General features: G+C 34.2%; 19 protein-coding genes and 3 tRNA genes. 12 read left to right on the top strand and 10 right to left on the bottom strand.

Annotated features, from left to right (window positions below):
• The first annotated feature begins 266 nt into the window (after positions 1–266).
• Entirely contained in the window at positions 267–1,331 is a 1,065-nt protein-coding gene (gene prfA, locus ACW9JY_RS09395; RefSeq protein WP_146026566.1) for a peptide chain release factor 1, read from the top strand.
• Positions 1,332–1,358: 27 nt separating this feature from the next.
• Complete coding sequence (gene thrS / locus ACW9JY_RS09390) at positions 1,359–3,281, top strand: threonine--tRNA ligase (protein ID WP_457284159.1); 1,923 nt, start codon at positions 1,359–1,361, stop codon at positions 3,279–3,281.
• 60 nt (positions 3,282–3,341) lie between these two features.
• Here thrS and ACW9JY_RS09385 read toward each other — a convergent pair whose 3' ends face one another.
• The 7 genes from ACW9JY_RS09385 to ACW9JY_RS09355 are packed head-to-tail and all read right to left on the bottom strand — an operon-like array spanning position 3,342 to position 6,900.
• Positions 3,342–3,563: a ferredoxin gene (locus tag ACW9JY_RS09385; protein WP_103076572.1), complete on the bottom strand. Its 222-nt coding sequence runs from the start codon at positions 3,561–3,563 to the stop codon at positions 3,342–3,344.
• Positions 3,564–3,599: 36 nt separating this feature from the next.
• The gene (locus ACW9JY_RS09380) at positions 3,600–3,977 is read right to left on the bottom strand and encodes a PadR family transcriptional regulator (protein WP_103076571.1); all 378 of its coding nucleotides are present in this window, start codon (positions 3,975–3,977) and stop codon (positions 3,600–3,602) included.
• 3 nt (positions 3,978–3,980) lie between these two features.
• Positions 3,981–4,352, bottom strand: a complete 372-nt coding sequence (locus tag ACW9JY_RS09375) for a NifB/NifX family molybdenum-iron cluster-binding protein (protein ID WP_457284158.1) — start codon at positions 4,350–4,352, stop codon at positions 3,981–3,983.
• Positions 4,353–4,398: 46 nt separating this feature from the next.
• Complete coding sequence (locus ACW9JY_RS09370; protein ID WP_103079376.1) at positions 4,399–4,725, bottom strand: NifB/NifX family molybdenum-iron cluster-binding protein; 327 nt, start codon at positions 4,723–4,725, stop codon at positions 4,399–4,401.
• 14 nt (positions 4,726–4,739) lie between these two features.
• Positions 4,740–5,618, bottom strand: coding sequence for an ATP-binding protein (locus ACW9JY_RS09365; protein WP_457284157.1), 879 nt, complete (start codon positions 5,616–5,618; stop codon positions 4,740–4,742).
• Entirely contained in the window at positions 5,615–6,520 is a 906-nt protein-coding gene (locus ACW9JY_RS09360) for an ATP-binding protein (RefSeq protein ID WP_457284156.1), read from the bottom strand. Before ACW9JY_RS09360 ends, ACW9JY_RS09365 begins: the two co-directional genes overlap by 4 nt.
• Before the next feature lie 44 nt (positions 6,521–6,564).
• Positions 6,565–6,900: a DUF5320 domain-containing protein gene (locus ACW9JY_RS09355; protein WP_103076567.1), complete on the bottom strand. Its 336-nt coding sequence runs from the start codon at positions 6,898–6,900 to the stop codon at positions 6,565–6,567.
• Positions 6,901–7,052: 152 nt separating this feature from the next.
• Here ACW9JY_RS09355 and ACW9JY_RS09350 point away from each other — a divergent pair, with 152 nt between their 5' ends.
• From ACW9JY_RS09350 to ACW9JY_RS09305, 10 genes are all read left to right on the top strand, one after another.
• On the top strand, positions 7,053–8,075 hold the full coding sequence (locus tag ACW9JY_RS09350) for a LacI family DNA-binding transcriptional regulator (RefSeq protein ID WP_457284160.1): 1,023 nt from the start codon (positions 7,053–7,055) through the stop codon (positions 8,073–8,075).
• Positions 8,076–8,183: 108 nt separating this feature from the next.
• Positions 8,184–9,167 carry a galactose-1-phosphate uridylyltransferase gene (gene galT, locus ACW9JY_RS09345; RefSeq protein ID WP_457284155.1) on the top strand — a complete coding sequence of 328 codons (984 nt, stop codon included), beginning with the start codon at positions 8,184–8,186 and terminating at the stop codon, positions 9,165–9,167.
• A gap of 13 nt (positions 9,168–9,180) precedes the next feature.
• Entirely contained in the window at positions 9,181–10,341 is a 1,161-nt protein-coding gene (locus ACW9JY_RS09340) for a galactokinase (RefSeq protein ID WP_457284154.1), read from the top strand.
• Between the two features lie 158 nt (positions 10,342–10,499).
• Complete coding sequence (locus ACW9JY_RS09335) at positions 10,500–11,732, top strand: ABC transporter substrate-binding protein (protein WP_457284153.1); 1,233 nt, start codon at positions 10,500–10,502, stop codon at positions 11,730–11,732.
• 147 nt (positions 11,733–11,879) lie between these two features.
• The gene (locus ACW9JY_RS09330; RefSeq protein ID WP_457284152.1) at positions 11,880–12,743 is read left to right on the top strand and encodes a carbohydrate ABC transporter permease; all 864 of its coding nucleotides are present in this window, start codon (positions 11,880–11,882) and stop codon (positions 12,741–12,743) included.
• A 1-nt stretch (position 12,744) separates the two neighbouring features.
• Positions 12,745–13,551 (top strand): carbohydrate ABC transporter permease, encoded by an 807-nt coding sequence (locus tag ACW9JY_RS09325; protein WP_457284151.1) that lies wholly within the window; start codon positions 12,745–12,747, stop codon positions 13,549–13,551.
• A gap of 70 nt (positions 13,552–13,621) precedes the next feature.
• Positions 13,622–14,632 (top strand): glycoside hydrolase family 43 protein, encoded by a 1,011-nt coding sequence (locus ACW9JY_RS09320; RefSeq protein ID WP_457284150.1) that lies wholly within the window; start codon positions 13,622–13,624, stop codon positions 14,630–14,632.
• 76 nt (positions 14,633–14,708) lie between these two features.
• Positions 14,709–16,454: a glycoside hydrolase family 2 protein gene (locus ACW9JY_RS09315; RefSeq protein ID WP_457284149.1), complete on the top strand. Its 1,746-nt coding sequence runs from the start codon at positions 14,709–14,711 to the stop codon at positions 16,452–16,454.
• Between the two features lie 193 nt (positions 16,455–16,647).
• A complete protein-coding gene (locus ACW9JY_RS09310) occupies positions 16,648–17,820 on the top strand; it encodes an MFS transporter (protein WP_457284148.1) in 1,173 nt (390 codons plus the stop codon).
• Between the two features lie 65 nt (positions 17,821–17,885).
• A complete protein-coding gene (locus ACW9JY_RS09305; protein ID WP_457284147.1) occupies positions 17,886–20,024 on the top strand; it encodes an alpha-galactosidase in 2,139 nt (712 codons plus the stop codon).
• Positions 20,025–20,111: 87 nt separating this feature from the next.
• Here the strand turns inward: ACW9JY_RS09305 and ACW9JY_RS09300 are convergent.
• From ACW9JY_RS09300 to ACW9JY_RS09290, 3 genes are all read right to left on the bottom strand, one after another.
• Positions 20,112–20,188 (bottom strand) — tRNA-Met (locus ACW9JY_RS09300).
• A 9-nt stretch (positions 20,189–20,197) separates the two neighbouring features.
• Positions 20,198–20,274 (bottom strand) — tRNA-Met (locus ACW9JY_RS09295).
• A gap of 32 nt (positions 20,275–20,306) precedes the next feature.
• Positions 20,307–20,392 (bottom strand) — tRNA-Leu (locus tag ACW9JY_RS09290).
• Positions 20,393–20,522 lie beyond the last annotated feature (130 nt).

The following is a 20,522-nucleotide window of genomic DNA, read 5'->3' as shown; positions in this document are numbered from 1 at the left end:
TAAACGAAGAAGCGAAAGAGTTGAGTGAGTTAGCCACAGAGTTAAAAGGATTAGTTGGAAGTTTTAAAATATAAAATAACCTAACCTTCCCCTCTGACGAGGTAAAGCCATCCCCCTTCCTTATGGGCGGGGAGCGGGGCGAAGCGCACTAAAACAGGTTTTGAAATAAAGTAATTTTCAGATCCAAAGAGTAGGTAATGGGTCAAAATGGTTCTAAAACAAATAAAGAAAAAAATGATATAATAGAAAAGGTGAGAAAGTTGAATATATTAGATTTTAAAGAAGAAGTAAAGAAAAAAATTAAAAAACTAGAAAAACAACTAAGTGATCCAGATGTTACTAACGATATTGAAAAATTAAAAAAATTAGGACAGGAGCATTCTAAACTCTCGGAATTAAATACGCTATTTGAGAGTTACGAACAAAGTCTAGAAGACATAAAAGCGTTAAAAGAAATGTATGAAAACAACGAAGTTTCTGAAGAAGAATATCAGTCAATGCTCCAAGATTTAGAGGAAAAGCAAGAAAAAACAAGAAAAAAAATCATAGAAGGTTTAGTTTCTCAAGATGAGTATGATGAGAGAAATATCATTATGGAGATAAGAGCTGGTACCGGGGGGGATGAAGCAAGCCTTTTCGCTTCAGAGTTAATGAGAATGTATCTACGGTATGCTGAAAGAAAAAATTGGAAATATGAAGTTCTTGATCTAAACGAAAACGAACTTGGTGGAATTAAAACCGCCATATTAAAAATAAAGGGTCAAGGTGCTTACAGAAGGTTGAAATACGAAAGCGGTGTGCATAGGGTACAAAGGGTACCGCAAACAGAATCTTCTGGAAGGATACACACTTCCACTGCCACCGTCGCGGTGTTACCTGAAGCAACAGATATAGATGTTCAAATAAATGAGAATGATCTCAGAATAGATACCTATAGGGCAAGTGGGGCAGGTGGTCAGTACGTTAACAAAACGGATTCTGCCGTTAGAATAACCCATCTACCGACCGGGATCGTTGTGACTTGTCAAAATGAAAGATCCCAACATCAAAATAAAGAAAAAGCTTTAAATATACTAAGAGCAAAACTTTTTGAGATAAAGTTAGAGGAGCAACAATCTCAACTTATACAAGAGAGAAAATCACAAATAGGTACCGCACAAAGAAGTGAAAAAATAAGGACATACAATTTTCCGCAAAATAGGGTTACAGATCATAGAATTCACTATACCACTCATAGAATAAACGAAATACTTGATGGAGATTTAGATGAAATAATAGATAAGCTACTAGAAAAAGATCTTAAAGAAAAACTTGAAAGTTTGACAATTTAGAATTAAATTATTGTTCGAGGTGATCTAATGGTGAAAATAACTTTTCCAGATAATTCTGTTCAAGAATTTAAAGACGGAATTACCCCTGCAGAAATTGCCAAAAGTATATCCCAAGGGCTGTACAGAAAGGCCATAGCTGCAGAAATTAATGGAGAATTAAAAGATTTGAATACCCCTATAGTGCGGGATTCAACTATTAAGTTAATAACTTTGGATGATGAAAAAGCCCCAAAAATATATCGACATACGATGGCTCATATAATGGCTCAAGCGGTGGTAAGAGTTTTTGGGAAGGACAGAGTCAAGCTTGCTATAGGTCCGGTGATTGAAAATGGTTTTTATTATGATTTTGATATTGAAGGGTACAACCTTTCAGAGGAAGATTTTTCAAGGATAGAAGAAGAAATGAAAAAGATTATAAAAGAAGATATAAAAATTATTAGAAAAGAAGTAAGTAAAAAAGAGGCTATAGAATTATTCAAAGATCAACCTTACAAACTGGAATTAATTGAGGAACTAGAAGAAGACACTATTTCAGTTTATTTTCAAGGAGATTTCTATGATTTGTGCAGGGGTCCTCATCTTCCCTCTACTGGATATGTTAAATACTTTAAGCTTTTATCCGTATCTGGAGCATATTGGCGGGGAGACGAAAAGAACAAGATGCTCCAAAGAATATATGGCACTGCTTTTCCTAAAAAGGAACAACTTGACGATTACTTAAACATGATTGAAGAGGCAAAAAGAAGAGACCACAGAAAATTAGGTCCAAAATTGAATTTATTCATGTTACAATCTGAAGTGGCTCCTGGTATGCCTTTTTTTCTACCAAATGGTAAGATTGTTCTCAATGAATTGATGTCTTACGCCCGGCAAATTCATAAAAAATATGGATACGTAGAGGTAGAAACCCCTCAAATTATGAATATCAAATTATGGCATCAATCTGGGCATTGGGATCATTACAAAGAGAACATGTTTTTCACTGAGAAAGAAGATATGCCTATGGCGGTTAAACCGATGAATTGCCCAGGGCATATACTGATATATAAAAACAACTTCGTCAGTTACAGAGACTTACCAATAAGAATGTTTGAATTTGGTAAAGTGCATCGCTACGAAAGAAGTGGAGTTTTGCATGGTCTTTTTAGAGTCAGAGCTTTCACTCAAGATGACGCTCATATATTCTGCACGCAGTCACAAATGGAGGAAGAAATAATAAAAGTTATACAACTAACAAACGAAATATTTTCAACATTTGGATTTAAATACGAAGCCATCTTAAGTACGATGCCCGAAGATCATATGGGAGATATTGAAAGTTGGGAAAGGGCTACCGATGCTTTAAAAAAGGCACTAGAAAAGACCAATATGGAATATAGAATAGACGAAGGGGAAGGGGCTTTTTATGGCCCTAAAATAGACTTCAACGTTACGGATTCCCTTGGAAGAAAATGGCAATGTACAACAATTCAGCTTGATTTTCAGATGCCAGAAAGGTTTGATATTGTATACGCAGATGAAAACGACGAACAAAAAAGGCCGGTTATGATTCATAGAGCTATATTTGGGTCTTTAGAAAGATTCTTTGGTATTTTAATAGAAAACTTTGCTGGTGAGTTTCCAACTTGGCTTTCTCCTGTTCAAGTATCGATTCTTCCAGTTTCTGAAAAATTCAATGAAGAAGCCAAAAAATTTTCTCATGTTCTAGAACAAGAAGGTATTAGGGTTTATGTAAATGATTCTGATGCTACTGTGGGATACAAGATAAGAAGCGAACAGATGAAGAAAGTGCCGTATATGATAGTTTTTGGAGAAAAAGAAATGAATTCAGATACTATAAATATAAGAACTCGAAAAGGCGATACCATAGAAAATGTTTCAAAAGAGCTTTTTATTGAAGAGATTAAAAATGAAATAAAGAACAGAAATTTGGACTTAACTTTTTAATTTAATAATACCGATTTATAAAGGGCGCTCCGAAAAGAGCGCCTTTAATATTTTATGTTTTTAATTGAGATTATTTTTTTCGTTTGAATTCTTGTTTCTTTTCTTTTCTAAAGCCTTTTTTGCTTGATTATAATGATATGAACCCTCACGTAATAAAACGCTTCCGCAATTTGGACATCTTTCATCTTGGCACGGGACGCCGGGTGTATGAGGTTTTTTGTAGCCACATTTCACACAAACACAAAAACCTATGCTACCCATACCTCCTCCTTCTCTTCGCATAATTTAAGCCTCCCAAAGGTATTTTTAAAAGTTAAGTTATTCTTTTTTGTTAAGGATCTTTTCACATTTGTCAATAAAAGTATCAAGAACTTTTGATTCCATCTTAATACCCTCAAGCGCGTTTCTCAGATACTCCAATCCCAAAGGTGTAATTGTGTAAACCTTCACAGGTGGACTCTTAGAAGTATCCCAATTTGAAGTTATATATCCACTTCCCTCTAAGTCTGAAAGTATCCTGTATATTCTGCCCATCTGACCAATACCTTCGATCGTTTCCACACCCAGTTCATCCAAGTTATTGGCAATTTCATAACCATAAGTTGGGTTTTCCGCAATGATTAAAAGAATAAAATTGGCTAAAAATCTACCCTTGCCTCTCCATCCTTGTCCTCTACCTCTTTGGTAAGCAGACATTCTTTAGACTCCTTGATCATGGTATTTCGATTTCACCGTATAATCTCGATCTTTTAAATTGTTAGAAGAAATTGCTTCAATTATTTCTTTTAAAGTCCCATCTATCCCTCTTATAACCTGAATATTAAGATTTTCAAAAACATTTATCGCCTTCATTCCAATCCCTCTGACTACCATTAATTCTACACCTTTTTCATGCATGTATTGAGGGATCTCTCCTGTTGAATGATTTTCCAAAGGGTTCTTTTCTATTTCATAGCTGTATTCTTTATTTTCTTTCAAATCCACAAAGGCGAAGTAAGGAGCATGCCCAAAATGTTCACTGATTCTTGAATCTTCACCTATATTTTCTATCAATGGAATAGCTATCTTCATTTTTTCCCTCCTGTAGTTTTAAATAGTATTGTCATAATTGGCCCTTTTAAAATTCCTGCAGTTTTTCTGATTTCAAAAGTTCTATATTTTCTTTGACGTTGCCATCTGAAGCTATGTAAGCTTTAATACTTGCCGCTTTTAAAGCTGTCAAAGCATTTTCTCCAACATTTTTTGAAATTACTGCATCTATTCCCCGTTCTGAAAGTTCATTCACAATTTTTGTTCCTGCCCCGTGTTCCTGGCTATTGTCAGGAGAAAAAAACTCATAACTTTCATTTTCTGTATCGTAAACTAAAAAGTAAGCTGCTCTCGCGAATCTTTCATCTAATTCGGATTCCAATGTCTTTTCTTTAGATGGAACTGCAATTTTCATTTTTACACCCCTTTTTATTTATTAAAAAGTATTTGTGAGATTTTTTGATATATAGATTTTATGTACTTTGAAGAAATAGAATCTTCGTACAAGATTATCGGTTTGGCTTCTCTTGTAGCTAAATTCACCATTTCATCGAAAGGTATCTTTCCTAGAAGATCTATATTTTCAGAAAAGCACCATTCCTCCAGGGAAGAACTCACAGATTCGTTTAAATCAAATTTATTGATTACTACGCCAAATTTCACTCTCATTTTCTTCAAAGTTTCAACCGCTCTTTGAAGGTCATGGAATCCTGAAAGGGTAGGTTCGGTAACTATAATAGCATAGTTTACACCAGCTACAGACGATGTGGCAGGGCATCCTATGCCAGGAGCACCATCTATTATGATAACATCTTTTTTTAAATTTTCACCCACAGAAAAAGACTTTTTTCTTATCTCAGCTACCAAACCTCCTGAAGTTTCTTCCCCCGGATTCAAATCGCCATGAACCAAAACACCTTTTGGAGATTTTGATTCATAATAGTATCCAGCTAAATTTTCTACAAGTTTTATCGCCTTTTCGGGACAGGTGAGTACACAAAGTTTACAACCTTCACACGCATATTCGTTAATAACATATTTATCCTGTTGAAAATCTATTGCCTCAAACCTGCATGTATCTTTGCAAATACCACAATTAGTGCATTTTTCATAATCTATGTCTGCTTTTTTGCCACCATAATACTCATAGCTTTGTTTTAACTCAACAGGGGATAATAACAAATGAAGATTAGATGCATCGACATCGCAATCACTCATTACGGGATCTTGGAAAAGGTAAATCAAAGAAGCAGACAACGTTGTCTTCCCAGTTCCACCTTTTCCACTAATTATAGCTATTTGTTTCATGCAAACACCTCTGTTATATTTTCATACAAAAATTCAAAACTTCTATGCAATTCTTCCGATTGATCTACGATCAATTTCCCCTCAGAATACCATTTAGCTATTTTCTTATCAAAATCGATTTTCATAAGTAGAGGGATTTTTTCTTCCTCAAGGTACTCTGTTAACTCGGCAAATGCAGGATCGTAACGATTGATTACTACTCCAAAGGGGATTTCCATTTCTTTAACTAACGATATTGCAAGCTTTAAATCGTGTAACCCAAAAGGAGATGATTCAGTTACTAAAACGGCAAAATCAACCTTTTGTAAAACTTCCACAACTGGGCATGAAGTACCAGGAGGGGCATCGATTATAGTTACATCGTAATCATCCGAAATGTATTTTTTCAGTTCTCTAATTATCCTTACACCTGATGGTTCTCCTATATTCAAAAGCCCCATCCCAAAATCAAAAAAGTTCGTCTTTCCAAATCTTAATTTTCCTAAGCTTTTAGGTTCTTCATCGATAGCTCTTACTGGACAAATTTCAGAACAAACGCCACAACCGTGACATAAATTTTGAAAAACGAATACCCCTTTTTCAAAGACGTTAATAGCACCAAACTGACACTCTCTTGCGCAAAGCCCACACAATATACAAGTTTCTTTATTTACTTTTGGTATGAGTACATCCACACTTTTTTCTTCTTCGAATGTGACGTTGTAGAATAAATGGTCATTAGGCTCTTCAACATCTGCATCTAGAAGCAAAACTTTCATATTTTTTGAAAGAACTTTGGCTAAATTTGTAGATACGGTAGTTTTGCCAGTTCCTCCTTTTCCACTCAAAATGGCTATTTTCAATGACAAATTGATCTCTCCTTCAACCGTTGTAATGTACATATGATGCACAAAATCAGGCACAACTCAGTTTTAAATTAAAAATGAGTTGTGCCCTAATATTAAATTTACTCGTCTTTTTTTTGGCTATCGTCTGTTTCTTTCAGGATTCCTTCAATGTAGTTTAATTCGTTTTTTAAATACTCTCTTTGTGCTTCTAAAAAAGCCTTGTCACTTTCCACAGGATAAGCTGGTGGATAATACGCTCCTGCCCATCCGCCGTAGGCTCTTGGTCCGTAACCGAATCCTCTGCCATAACCAAATCCTCTGCCATAGCCGAAACCTCTTCCGAATCCTCTTGCACCATAACCGAAACCTCTACCATACGCACCACTGCATCTTCCTAAACCTCTACCCGTCATTGGGCCTAAACCTCTTGGTCCGGTTCCATCTAAAAAAGGCATAAGATAACCTCCTTTCATATATATGCATTTTACATATATATTATAGCACAAAAAATCTTCTTTTGTCAACAAAAAATCATTTTGATTTTTTTGGTTTTTGGTGTAAAATTAAATGGATACCGTTAACGTTAACATAAGAAGAGGTGGTAAAAATAAGTCGGAGTAATTTTGTAACCATAAAAGATATCGCCGAAAGAGCAGGGGTCTCTGTTAACACTGTATCAAGGGCTTTAAACGATAAACCAGATATAAACCCTCAAACAAAAGAAAAGATCGAAAAAATTGCCCAAGAACTAGGCTATGTTAAAAACATATACGCTACTATGCTCAAATCTAACGTAACCCATACAATTGGAGTGATCATGCCCGATAGCTCCAACCCTTTTTTCTCTGAAGTATTCAAAGGTATTGATAAAGCAGCAAGGGAGAATAATTATCAAATAATAATTATGAACTCTGAAGGTTTATACGAAAATGAAGAAAAGTTTTTAAAAACTCTCTTAGAAAGGAGAGTTGATGGTATTCTCCTTTTTCCAATGCAAAAAAGTTATGAAGATATTCAAGAACTGATAAAAGAGCACTTCCCTATAGTACTTGTAGGTAGAGAAATAGACGGTTGGAATGTGGATGAGATATTCAGTGACGAAGAAAAAGGGGGATATCTTGCAACCAAATACCTCATTGAAAAAGGGTGTAAAAAGATAAAAATGATCACCGATCAACTGTATAACTCTGCTTCATATGGAAGGTTACAAGGCTATAAAAAGGCTTTAAAAGAGAAAGGGTTAGCGTTTTCAGAAAATGATATCAAGATATGTGAAGGGATACATGAAGGATACCACGTTAAAGCAGGGTACGATAAAACGATGGAAATGATCAGAAAAAAAGAGGAATTCGACGGAATATTTTGCTACAACGATCTAATAGCTTATGGTGCAATTAAAGCTTTGAAAGAAAATAATCTAAAGATTCCACAAAATGTTTCAGTAGTAGGTTACGACGATATAGCCTTTTCAAGGTTAATCGAGCCAGAGTTGACAACGGTAAAAGTTAAAAAGTTTGAAATGGGATATGAGGCATTTCAAATGTTGTATAAAAGAATAAAAAGTAATCAAAGAGACAACTCATCAACAAGGAAAGTCTTAGATGTAGAACTTGTAGTGAGAAAATCTTAAACATAAATATGATATGGATCATGGGTGGGTTGCGGGGCGAAGGGGTGCTAAAGAAGGTTTAGAGGTTTTAAAGGCAGTAAATCTCAAACAAAAAAGGAGAGAAATTGTATGGCAGAATTACGTTGGAACCCTTTGTTAAAAACATACACAATGGTTGCCGATAATAGACAAAATAGGCCACATTTACCTGAGGATTGGTGCCCCTTTTGTCCAGGACCGGGTAAAAAAGTGCCTCCAAACTATGACGTTTATGCATACGACAATGATTTTCCCGCTTTAAAACTAGATCCAGATGAACCAAATATACAAGGGACTGATTTGTACAAAGTCGAAAAAAATTATGGAAAATGCGAAGTAATTCTGTATTCTCCTGATCACAATATTACTCTTCCTCAATTACCCGTAGAACATATATTTAAGTTAGTAAATTTATGGGTTGAAAGATTTGAGGAACTCTCAAAAGATGAAAAAATAAAATACATCTTTCCTTTTGAAAATAGAGGAAAAGAAGTAGGGGTAACGATGCTCCATCCACACGGTCAATTATATGCCTATTCCTGGATTCCATTGAAGTTAAAAGTCGAACTCGACAACTGTAAAGAATATTATGAAGAAAATGGAGAATGCCTTATTTGTGAAATGAACAAAGAGGAAAAGGAATTTCAAAAAAGAATTCTTTTTGAGAATGATTCATTTCTCGTTTATCTTCCCTTTTTTACAGACTACCCCTATGGAGCTTTCATCGTGAGCAAATCCCACAAAGGCAACTTATCAGAATTCGACGAAAAAGAAAAATGGGACCTGGCTGAGGCGCTAAAACTGTTAACTGGTGGCTTTGATGCATTGTTTGACAAACCTTTCCCTTACATGATGAATATCCATCAAACTCCTGTTAATTCAGAGGAATATGCAGATTCAAACAAATACTATCATTTTCATATTGAGTTCTATCCTCCTTTAAGAGACAAGGATAAAATAAAATGGTACGCATCAAGCGAGATGGGTGCTTGGGCTGCGGCAAATACCATGGCGGTGGAAGAAACTGCCATTACGTTAAGAAATGCAATAGAAAAATTCAAAAAAATACAATAGAGAGGTCGACAAAATGGATTTACTAAATACTTTTCAAGAAATCTACGGAGTTAGTGAAAAACCAGTACAAAGGTTCTTCTCTCCAGGAAGAATAAATCTTATAGGCGAACATATAGACTACAATGGAGGATATGTATTACCGGTAGCTATAAACCTTGGTATAAATGGCTTAATGAATTTGAGGGACGATAATTTTATTTGCCTAAAATCTATGGACTTTCCCAACGAAGTAAAAGTCGATCTAAATAAGGAAGTGGTTTATAGGAAAGAAGATGGTTGGGGGAACTATGCCAAAGGAGTTATAAAGTTTTTATTAGAAGATGGATTCCCCTTGAAGGGATGTAATATTCTGATTAAAGGAGAACTTCCAAATGGAGCGGGCCTTTCATCTTCTGCAGCTTTGGAAGTGCTTATTGGATTCATGCTCTTATCTCAAAATCAAACCCCTGAAGAAATCGATAGAACATACCTTGCCCTCTTAGGGCAAAGGGTTGAAAATAAATTTATTGGTGTGAACTCTGGAATAATGGATCAATTTGTGATAGCAAATGCAAAGAAAAATCAGGCTTTACTGCTTGATACCCAAAACTTAAACTATGAATATATACCTTGTTATTTAGATGGGTATTCTCTAATTATTATGAATACGAACAAAAGAAGAGAGCTCACTTCTTCTCAATACAACCAAAGAAGAAAAGAATGTGAAAATGCTTTAGTAAAAATAAATCAAGCAAGGGAAACAAAGGTTGATAATTTATGCCAGTGTAGTGAGAAAGATCTAAAATATCTTGATAATGAAATAGAGTTAAAAAGAGCAAGGCACGTAATAACAGAAAATCAAAGGGTTATCCAGGCTTCTAAATTATTAAAAAACAACGATATTGAAGGTTTTGGATCACTTTTAATCCAATCCCATAATTCCTTGAAAAATGATTATGAAGTGACAGGTTTTGAACTAGATACAATTGTTGACGAAGCTCTAAAAATCAAAGGCTGTGTGGGAGCTAGAATGACGGGAGCAGGGTTTGGTGGGTGTGCCATTGCTTTGGTGGAAAAAAGCCACGTAAAAACTTTCAAGAATCAAGTTTCCAAGAGTTATTATGAAAAAACCATGATAGAACCATCCTTTTACGAAACAACAATCGAAGATGGAGTAAAAATTCTCAAAAACTAAGCAAATTTGAGCTAAATGGGAATAATCTCTTTTAATTGTCCTTAACTTACCCTAACTGTCCATAACAAAGTTTTGCAACGAATGTTAACTCTGATATAATTATTTTGGTATCGTTCACGGTATCGATATCTATATTAAATATTTGGAGGTGTGGAAGAATGAAAAGGAGATTTATTGTAAGTTTATTGTTTGTTGGTCTGATCTTCTCAACACTAAGTTTTTCTAAGCCCATCGAAATCACGTTTTGGACTCTTTTTAGTGGTGGAGAAGGTCATATAATGACTGATCTGGTTAATCAGTTCAACAAAGAACAAAACGAGGTTTTTGTGAATCAACAACCTCTTGATTGGGGAGAATATTACAACAAATTACTAGCATCAATGGTGGGTGGGAATCCCCCAGATCTAGCGATTATGCATCTCTCAAAGATGCCTGATTATGTTGGAAGAGGAACGGTAGTAGCAATTGATAAGTATGTGTCTGAAGAAATAAAAAAAGACTACCTAGAAAATATAATAGCCGCAGCTACTTTTAATAATCAATTATATGCACTCCCTTTAGATACGCACCCATTGGTTATGTATTACAATAAAAATGTGTTACAAGAAGCTGGCTTACTTTCTAAAAATGGGGAACCACTACTTCCGAAGACTTTTGAAGAATTATACAATTTTTCTAAGATAATTAAAGAAGAAACAGGAAAATATGGAATGATCATAGAAGATTTAAATGGCCTAGGTGAAAGATTATGGTTGACTATTTACAGAAACCAAGGAGGACAAATTGAAGACGAAAAAGGAAATTTCATGATCGAAAAGGACATAGCTGAGAAAACATATGAAGAAATATTAAAATTTTATGAAGAAGATTTGACTACTTTTGTAGATTATGAAACTGCTAGGGCAATATTTATTAGTGATCAAGCGGGATTTACTTTTGATGGAGTATGGGCTATGGCTGCATTTGAAGATATGAATGTCTTAGATAATGTTGGAGTCATGCCTGTTCCAGATTTTTCAACCACTGAAAAGGCTTACGTATGGGGAGATTCTCACACTCTAATTGTACCGAAAGGATCGAAAATGGATGAAGAAAAGATCGAAGCAGCTGTAAAGTTCGCAGAATGGATAGTCAATCATTCTTATGAATGGGCAGTAGCAGGTCATATTCCTGTTATCAAAAGTGTTAGAGAGTCAGAAGAGTTCTTAAGTTTGCCTTTGAGAGAGGATTATATGTTAGCTGCTGAACAAGCTTTTATTCCGCAGGTTAAAGGTTGGGCTGAAATTCAAGATAAATTAGTTGAACTTTGTCAGGGAGTAGTTTTGGGCTCAGTAACACCAGAAAATGCAGCTGAAGAATTAGTAAGGACTGTTAATGAGGTTGTTGAATGATTTTATATTTTTATTAAAAAAAGCATTCCACTGTCTCAGTGGAATGCTATGTTTTATGTAATTTTCCTAAAAATTATACTTTTATACATTAATTTGCAAATTTAAAAGAAGTTAACCTTTAATTTTAATGTGAGAAGGTGAGGATTTGTGAAGAGAAATTCCATTAAAGGCTATTTGTTTTTTCTGCCTTTTGGTGTTTTGTATGGTTTATTTTTAATATATCCTCTTATAAACGGTTTCCGTATGAGTTTTTTTGATTGGGATTTATTTGGAGAACCACAATTTATTGGTTTGGAGAATTTTTCAAAAATGTTTAATGATCCAACTTTTTGGTCAAGTTTATGGCACACAATTTACTTTGTAATATTGACTGTGCCAATTTTAGTTATATTAGGGTTTTTAATGGCTCTTTTATTAAATTCAAACATATATATGAAAAGATTGTTTCGTATGTTGTTCTTTTTTCCCTATATTTTATCTATTACAATAGTATGCAGCATTTGGGTTTTTTTGTATCAACCTAATTTTGGAATTATTGAGAAAATATTTGAAATAATAGGTATTAATTACACAGGTTGGTTACTAAATCCTAAAACTGCAATGCCGGCTATTGCTTTGACTACAATATGGTGGACATTAGGTTTCAATGTAATTCTTTATTTAGCTGGTCTACAGGAAATCTCTGAGTCAGTATATGAAGCAGCTACAATAGACGGCGCGAACCCATTACAGAAAACCATTTTTATAACTATCCCATTGTTGAAAAGGACACACGCTTTGGTTTTAGTGTTGCAGACTATGGCATCGTTACAAATTTTTGGTCAAGTATATATAATGACTGGTGGTGGACCTCAGGGCAGCACTAGAGTGCTAATACAATATATATATGATCAAGGTTTTAGGTACTTTAGAATGGGATATGCCCAAGCCATGGCTTTATTTTTCTTTGCAATAATGTTTGTAATAGCCTTTATACAAATTAGGCTAACACTACGAACAGGTGGTGAATAAGTTGAAGAGGTCAAAACTTTTAACTATTATCGCAGTTATAATTTTTGTTATATATATATTTCCTATATTTTGGATGATTCTTTCATCTTTTAAAACAGATTTGGAAATAATAACTCAAAAATTTTTCCCTTCTCGTTTAAATTTAGAAAATTTCGCATATATATTTAATCAATCAGGTATATTGAGATGGTTATTTAATAGTGCTTTCATTTCAATAACTTCTACCCTGGGGGCATTAATTGTTACGGTATTTGCATCGTATTCTTTAGGTAGATTAAAGTTCAAAGGAAATACAGCTTTATTTTATATTACTTTAGCAGGGATTATGATCCCTTTACAGGCGATAATGATTCCTCGATATTTACTTTTAAGAGATTTAAACTTACTAAATACTTATTGGGGGTTAATTATCCCCTATATGGTTAATCCTATGTTTGTATTAATAATCTCACAGTTCTTCAAAGGAATCCCCAAAGAGTTTGAAGAAGCAGCGCGAATCGATGGGGCAAACGATTTTTTTATTCTTTTTAGAATAATGGTTCCATTAGCAAGACCTTCTTTAATTGCAATTGCAGTATTTAGCTTTGTTTTTTCATGGAATGACTTTTTATGGCCTTTAATAGTGATGTCAGACTCTACAATGTATACTCTGCCAATTGGTTTGGCAACATTTTATGGGTCTTACAGTATGAAATATGGAGTGACTATGGCAGGAAATGTTATAGCGGCTCTGCCAATATTTATATTTTTCTTAATTTTTCAGGAACAATTAATAAAAGGATTAACAGCAGGTGGCTTAAAGGAATAACAAAGAGTAAATGAAATAAAAAATGCTTCAACAACTGTTAAAATCATCGACTATTAGGAGATGATATCAAGTGGATAAAAAGTTAATTTCATTTTTGTTTGTACCATTTATCTTGTTAAATTCAATAATTGTATTATCAAATTCAGGCAAATTGTATGAAAATCCGTTGGATGTGTTTATTGCAGATCCTTCTGTTTTAAAGGTAGAAAACACATATTATCTTTATGGCACTTCTTCAGCTAATACAGGGTTCAAGGTTTGGAAATCTGAAGATTTAGTTAATTGGGAAGAAGAAGGGTTTGCATTTATGAAATTTCAAGAAGAGAATCAATGGGCTCAAGGAGATTTTTGGGCTCCTGAAGTAATTTCCTACAAGGATAGATTTTATATGGTGTACAGTGCACGAGATAAAGATGGTAAATTACAAATTGGATTGGCTGCGAGTGATTCGCCTTTAGGTCCTTTTTTAACAATAAAGGCTCCACTAATTAATGATGGATATTCAAATATAGATGGGCATATTTTTATAGATTCCAACGGAATACCATACTTATTTTGGGTTAGAGACTGCTCTGAAAATATAATAGACGGTGAACACGTAAGTCAAATTTATGTTCAAGAAATGTCCGAAAATCTTTTAGAATTCAAAGGAGAACCTATTTTAGCATTAGAACCATCCCAACAATGGGAAGGTTTGGATCAGAATTGGCAATGGAATGAAGGACCTTTTGTAATAAAAAATAAAGAGACATATTATTTACTTTATTCTGCTAATTATTTTGGTTCTCCTGATTATGCAATTGGTTATGCAGTTTCAAAAAGTCCTTTTGGTCCCTGGGAAAAAAGCAAAGATAATCCAGTTTTGGCAAAAGATCTGTCAATAGGTGTTTCAGGTCCGGGGCATTGTTCTGTTACTATATCTCCGAGTGATCTTGAATTGTTTATAGTTTATCATACCCATGCTTTTCCTCAATCGCCAGGTGGAATTAGAGTACTAAATATTGATAGAATTTATTTCGATGAAAATGGAAAGCTAATAATTAAAGGTCCTACTAGAACCCCGCAACTTTTCCCTAAATAATTTCTAATTTATTTATAAAACCATTTTTAAATATTTAATAAAATAAAAAATTTCATTTAAAGGAAGGAGAAAAAATATGGATGAAATTGCAAGATGTGAATATCCTCGTCCAAATTTTAAAAGAGATCAATGGTTATGTTTAAATGGAACGTGGGAGTTCGAATTTGATGATCAAAATAAGGGTGAGGGTGAAAAATGGTTTCAAAATCATTATTTTACAAAGAAAATAGAAGTTCCATTTTGTTATCAAAGTAAATTTAGCGGTATATACGATAAAAGTCATCACGATTATGTTTGGTATAAAAGAAGTTTTTCCTTACCCAAAACGTGGAAAAATAAAAAAATAAAGTTAAACTTTGGAGCTGTGGATTATTTTGCTAAGGTTTGGATTAATGGGCAGTATATAGGCAATCATATAGGTGGGAATACTCCATTTAGTTTTGATATTACAAGTGAGTTAAAATGGGATGATGAAGAGGAAATCGTAATTAAGGTAGAAGATAGAACTTATGATCCATCACAGGCCAGAGGGAAGCAAAGCTGGATAGGTAAGCCTTTTGCTTGTTGGTATACTAACACTACGGGAATCTGGCAAACTGTTTGGCTAGAACCCGTTAATAATGAGCATATAGAAAAAATTAGCCTGACACCAAATATTGATAAAGCAACTGTGTTAATCGAAGCCATTTTGTCTCCTGAAGCTATAGGTAATACATTAAATATCGACATTAAATTTGAAGACTCAAACATATTGGAAAGCAATATTTTTTGTCAAGATCGTATAATACAGATAGAATTAAACGTGCTTTCAAAGGCTTTTGAATGGGGGTTGAAATTGTGGAGCCCAGAAGAACCTAATTTATATGAGATATTTTTTAACTTAATCGACAATAGAGGAGAAATAAAAGATTCAGTAATGAGTTATTTTGGTATGAGGAAAGTTTCAACCAAGGATGGTAAATTTTTATTGAACAACCGTCCATATTATCAAAAATTAGTTTTAGATCAAGGCTATTTCCCGGATTCTTTATTAACTCTTCCGAGCGAGGAAGCTATAATAAATGACATAAAAATGACTAAAAATTTTGGCTTTAATGGTGTAAGGAAGCATCAAAAAGTTGAAGACCCTTTATATCTCTATTGGTGTGATAAATTAGGATTATTAGTTTGGGGGGAAATGTCCTCTTTTTACCAATTTAATTCGGAATCATGCAATCAATATTTAAGAGAATGGCAAGAAATTATAGATAGGGATTATAACCATCCTTCAATAGTTGTATGGACACCCTTTAATGAATCATGGGGGGTACCAAACATTTTAACGGATAAAAAGCAACAGAATTTTACGAAAAGTGTTGTAAATCTAATAAAATCTTTAGATCAGACTCGTTTAGTTGTGTCTAATGACGGTTGGGAACATACCGAAACAGATTTGTGTACAATTCATGATTATCGTCAAGAGAGTTCGGAATTTTTAAAAGTATATTCAGATAAAAATGAAGTTGTTAAAGGATGTCCAGCTGGAAAATTCATCTTTTCCGAGGGATATAACTATTCTGATCAACCTGTTCTTATTACCGAATATGGAGGGACAGCTTTTTTAAAGGATGAAGGATGGGGTTATGGTAACAAAGTTTCTTCTGAAGAAGAATTTTTAAAAAGATTTTCTCAATTAACTCAAGCAATAAAATCAATAGATTATATTGTAGGATATTGTTATACCCAATTAACTGATGTAGAACAGGAGATGAATGGACTTTTAACTTATGATAGAGGGTTTAAAATAGATCCCAATAAAATCAAGACAATAAATGATGAATAGGTTTTTTCATTTTTGGAGACGGGGGTAAAACCCCGTCTGTTTTTTAAAATAATTTAATAGTTTATCTTGGCAACTAATAAATGCCTGTCACAAATAAAAAAATCTGGGATAATAGATTTTTTGAAGTTTGTATAATGCGTAAATGTGATAAAATTAAAAGTATAAGAAAAAAATTATTGGGGGAAGCAAAAAGTTGAATTCTGCAAAAAAACAAACTCAAAAAAACAACATGTTAATTATATTCGGCGTAACGTTGATGGTCGTCATGGGTGTATCGAGTATTTCTCCTGTTTTTCCTTTGATAAAGGAAGAATTCAATGTAACAGAGCAACAGGTAGGCTTGTTAATTACTTTTTTCAACTTGCCTGCCATATTTTTAACTCCATTATTTGGTGTTTTAGCTGATAGATATGGAAGAAAAAAATTTATGGTTCCTCTCCTATTTTTATTCGCTGTATCTGGGGTGTTAAGTGGTTTAACAACAAATTTTAACATTTTACTGTTATTACGTGCCATAAATGGAGCGGGAGCATCCGCTTTGGGCGCATTGAATGTAACCCTTATGGGAGACCTATTTAGAGAAAGAGAAAGATTAAAAATTATAGGTTACAATGAAACCGTTGCAAATATTGGATTAGCTATCTATCCACTTATTGGTGGAATGCTTGCTATTTTTGGTTGGCAGTTCCCATTTTTTCTGTCTGCTTTAGCTGTACCCGTTGGAATAGCTACCTTATTTCTTCTTGAAGATTCCCATCAAAATGATGGTGAGAACTTGAAAGATTATTTTGTAGATCTGTTTAAAGTTTTAAAAGATTTAAGAATTATTTTTATATATATTGCTGGGTTTTCTACCTTCTTTTTGCTCAGTGGCGCATATTCTTCGTATCTACCTTTTTTATCAGAATATAAGTTTGGTTTTCCCCCTTGGATAACAGGTATATTAATGTTTTTTATGTCTTTTACTGCTGCATTTGCTGCTTCACAGTTGGTGAAGTTAAGCGATAGATACACAGTAAAATGGTTGTTAGCATTTTCTTATGTATTTTATGCGATCTCACTTTTTTTATTGATGGTTGTTAGAAATTTTGTAGGTTTGATGGTAGCTGTTATTATTTTTGGCATGGGGCATGGCATAAATATACCTAGTATGCACACTCTGACTACTGAAATTACTTCAAGAAAAAATAGAGGAGCGGTGATTTCCTTAAGAGAGGTTTTCTTTAAGTTATCTGGAACTGTGGCTCCATTGATGATGGGATTTCTTTATACATTAAACGGGATTGATGCTGTTTATCTTTTTTCGGCTATTTATTCTTTGGGTATTTTCGTTCTTTTGTTTTTTTCTTTCAAAAAAATATTTTGAGTGTTCTAAGATAAGATTTTGATTTTGAAAGGCTCACCATTTAAATGTGAAAAGGAGGTAATCAAATGCCTATAACTTTTGATCAAGAAACGAAGAGATGGTTTTTGGAAACAGAAAATATGGGTTACGTTTTTGGATTAGATGATCAAGGGAAAATTAAAAATTTGTACTGGGGATCAAAGTTACCAAGGTTTCAAGACTACCCAGAAGTTAAAGATTTGATTGTAATGGACAGATACACGTGGAATGATGAATTTTCAGTAAGAGGAGAAAAGAACAATGTCGAGCATTGTTTGAAAGTTGAATATTACGATGGTGTCAGGGATGTTGTGTTGAATTACAAAAATTTTGAAGTGAGTGGGAATGATTTAGTAATCAAGCTAAGCGATGATCATTATAATTTGGATGTAAATCTTTTCTACAAGGTCATAGAAAAGTACGATATCATAGAAAGATGGATTGAGATTAGAAACAATTCTAATGAAGAAATAAAGATAGAGGATATGAAATCTGCCTCGCTTTATGTTGAAAATGATGAAAAAGCAAAATTAAATTATCTTGCAGGTATGTGGGGGAGTGAATTTCATTTAAGAAAGGAAGGTATAAACGAGGGAAGCAAAGTTTTGGAGAGTAGAGTTGGGAAAACAAGCGCCTACCTGAATCCTTTTTTCGCGATCGATTACTCTGCTGATGAAGATCACGGAAAGGTATACTTTGGTGAATTAGCCTGGAGTGGTAATTGGAAAATAGTAGTACAAAAACGTATATACGAAAGAATAGCGATAATTGGAGGTATAAATGACTGGGATTTTAGTTATATACTAGAACCCTCAGAAAAAATTACTACTCCTAAATTTGTGTTTGGCTTTTCAGACGAAGGTTTTACAAAGGCGAGCCAGAATATACATCATTACCAGCTCGACTACGTATTGCCAAAAGATAAAGCACACGAATTAAGAAAGGTTTTATACAATTCTTGGGAAGCCACGACGTTTAATGTGAACGAAGAAAATCAAAAAATATTGGCTGAAAAGGCTGCAAAGATTGGTGTGGAACTTTTTGTTATAGACGATGGATGGTTTGGGGAAAGAAACGACGACCATGCTGGGTTAGGTGATTGGTATGTGAACAAAGAAAAATTCCCAAATGGTTTGCAACCTTTGATAAGCTATGTTAAGTCCTTAGGGATGGATTTTGGCATATGGGTAGAACCAGAGATGGTTAACCCTAACAGCGAATTGTATAGAAAACACCCTGAATGGGTTATTAGTTTTCCAAATAGGCCAAAATCACTTCAACGAAATCAATTGATGCTTAATTTAGCAAGAGAAGATGTAAAAAATTTCATCATTGATTTCATGGATAATCTTTTAACACGGAACGATATAGATTTCGTCAAATGGGATATGAACAGGCATGTTTTTGAGTCAGGATGGATGCAAGTGGAACCACGAAAACAAAGAGAAATATGGGTTAAATACGTGTGGAACTTATACGATATTTGGAAATATTTAAGAGAAAAACATCCACACGTTACTTTTGAAAACTGTTCTAGCGGTGGGGGAAGAGTGGATATAGGCTTAATGCAATTTGCGGATCAAGTATGGACAAGCGACAACACGGACCCATATGATAGATTAGAGATCCAAGAGGGTTTTTCCTACGCATACGCACCAAAAATAATGATGGCGTGGGTAACTGACTGGGGAGGAAAAGAGACTTATCCTTTAGCGTACAGATTTCATTCATCGATGATGGGATCTTTGGGAATCGGTGCGGATTTAAATAAATTCTCTGAAAAAGATTTCGATTTAGCAAGGTATCAGGTTCAGTTGTATAAAGAGATAAGAGAGATAGTACAAGAAGGCTATCAATTCAGACTTTCTTCCGTTACAAAGGATAGGTATTTTGCGGTGGAATATTTGAGTAAAAACAGAGATGAAGGTGTTTTGATATATTTAAGGAATCCAAGAAGGTTTGGCTTGTTCGATAGGGTGGATGTCAAGCTAAAAGATTTGGAAAACGATACTGTATACACTGTTTATGAAGGGCTTCAAGGAGAAGAAAAAGAGCTAATTAAATTATCTGGAAAGGCATTGAAAGAAAGGGGAATTATAATAGAGGATTCCTCTAAAGATTTTTTCGAAACGGGAAAAGTAACTCATTTTTATAGCAGAATACTGAGGTTTAGAAAGAGTGATTAATAATTCGTCAAAATATTAAAATAAAGCTAAAAAAAGATGGGGCATCTATTAAATTACCCCATCTTTTTATTTAAGAAATTTCATTTATGGTGGCGGCGAAGAGATTCGAACTCTTGACACTACGGGTATGAACCGTATGCTCTAGCCAACTGAGCTACGCCGCCATATAAAAATGGTAGCGGGGGTAGGATTTGAACCTACGACCTTCGGGTTATGAGCCCGACGAGCTACCAGACTGCTCCACCCCGCACCAAGTAATGTAGTATAATTAATTTAAAAGGGTGCCGAGAGTCGGACTCGAACCGACACGGGTATTCCTACCCAGCGGATTTTAAGTCCGCAGCGTCTACCAATTCCGCCATCTCGGCATTTATTCCAAAGATAAGTCTATCATAAAAAGGAAAGTTTGTCAATACCTCATCGGCTCCTTGTCAAATATGGTTGATAGAATAGACTGAAGAGATGATGAAAAAGGTATTACAGAGATTTTTTGTTGAG

Source organism: Petrotoga sp. DB-2 (assembly GCF_054051725.1).
This window is presented reverse-complemented; position numbering and strand designations above follow the sequence as displayed.

Excerpts from the sequence above, each read along its gene's own strand:
- thrS (WP_457284159.1), top strand. The coding sequence starts at position 1,359 with ATGGTGAAAATAACTTTTCCAGATAATTCTGTTCAAGAATTTAAAGAC.
- ACW9JY_RS09385 (WP_103076572.1), bottom strand. The coding sequence starts at position 3,563 with ATGCGAAGAGAAGGAGGAGGTATGGGTAGCATAGGTTTTTGTGTTTGT.
- ACW9JY_RS09380 (WP_103076571.1), bottom strand. The coding sequence starts at position 3,977 with ATGTCTGCTTACCAAAGAGGTAGAGGACAAGGATGGAGAGGCAAGGGT.
- ACW9JY_RS09375 (WP_457284158.1), bottom strand. The coding sequence starts at position 4,352 with ATGAAGATAGCTATTCCATTGATAGAAAATATAGGTGAAGATTCAAGA.
- ACW9JY_RS09370 (WP_103079376.1), bottom strand. The coding sequence starts at position 4,725 with ATGAAAATTGCAGTTCCATCTAAAGAAAAGACATTGGAATCCGAATTA.
- ACW9JY_RS09365 (WP_457284157.1), bottom strand. The coding sequence starts at position 5,618 with ATGAAACAAATAGCTATAATTAGTGGAAAAGGTGGAACTGGGAAGACA.
- ACW9JY_RS09355 (WP_103076567.1), bottom strand. The coding sequence starts at position 6,900 with ATGCCTTTTTTAGATGGAACCGGACCAAGAGGTTTAGGCCCAATGACG.
- galT (WP_457284155.1), top strand. The coding sequence starts at position 8,184 with ATGGCAGAATTACGTTGGAACCCTTTGTTAAAAACATACACAATGGTT.
- ACW9JY_RS09340 (WP_457284154.1), top strand. The coding sequence starts at position 9,181 with ATGGATTTACTAAATACTTTTCAAGAAATCTACGGAGTTAGTGAAAAA.
- ACW9JY_RS09335 (WP_457284153.1), top strand. The coding sequence starts at position 10,500 with ATGAAAAGGAGATTTATTGTAAGTTTATTGTTTGTTGGTCTGATCTTC.
- ACW9JY_RS09315 (WP_457284149.1), top strand. The coding sequence starts at position 14,709 with ATGGATGAAATTGCAAGATGTGAATATCCTCGTCCAAATTTTAAAAGA.
- ACW9JY_RS09305 (WP_457284147.1), top strand. The coding sequence starts at position 17,886 with ATGCCTATAACTTTTGATCAAGAAACGAAGAGATGGTTTTTGGAAACA.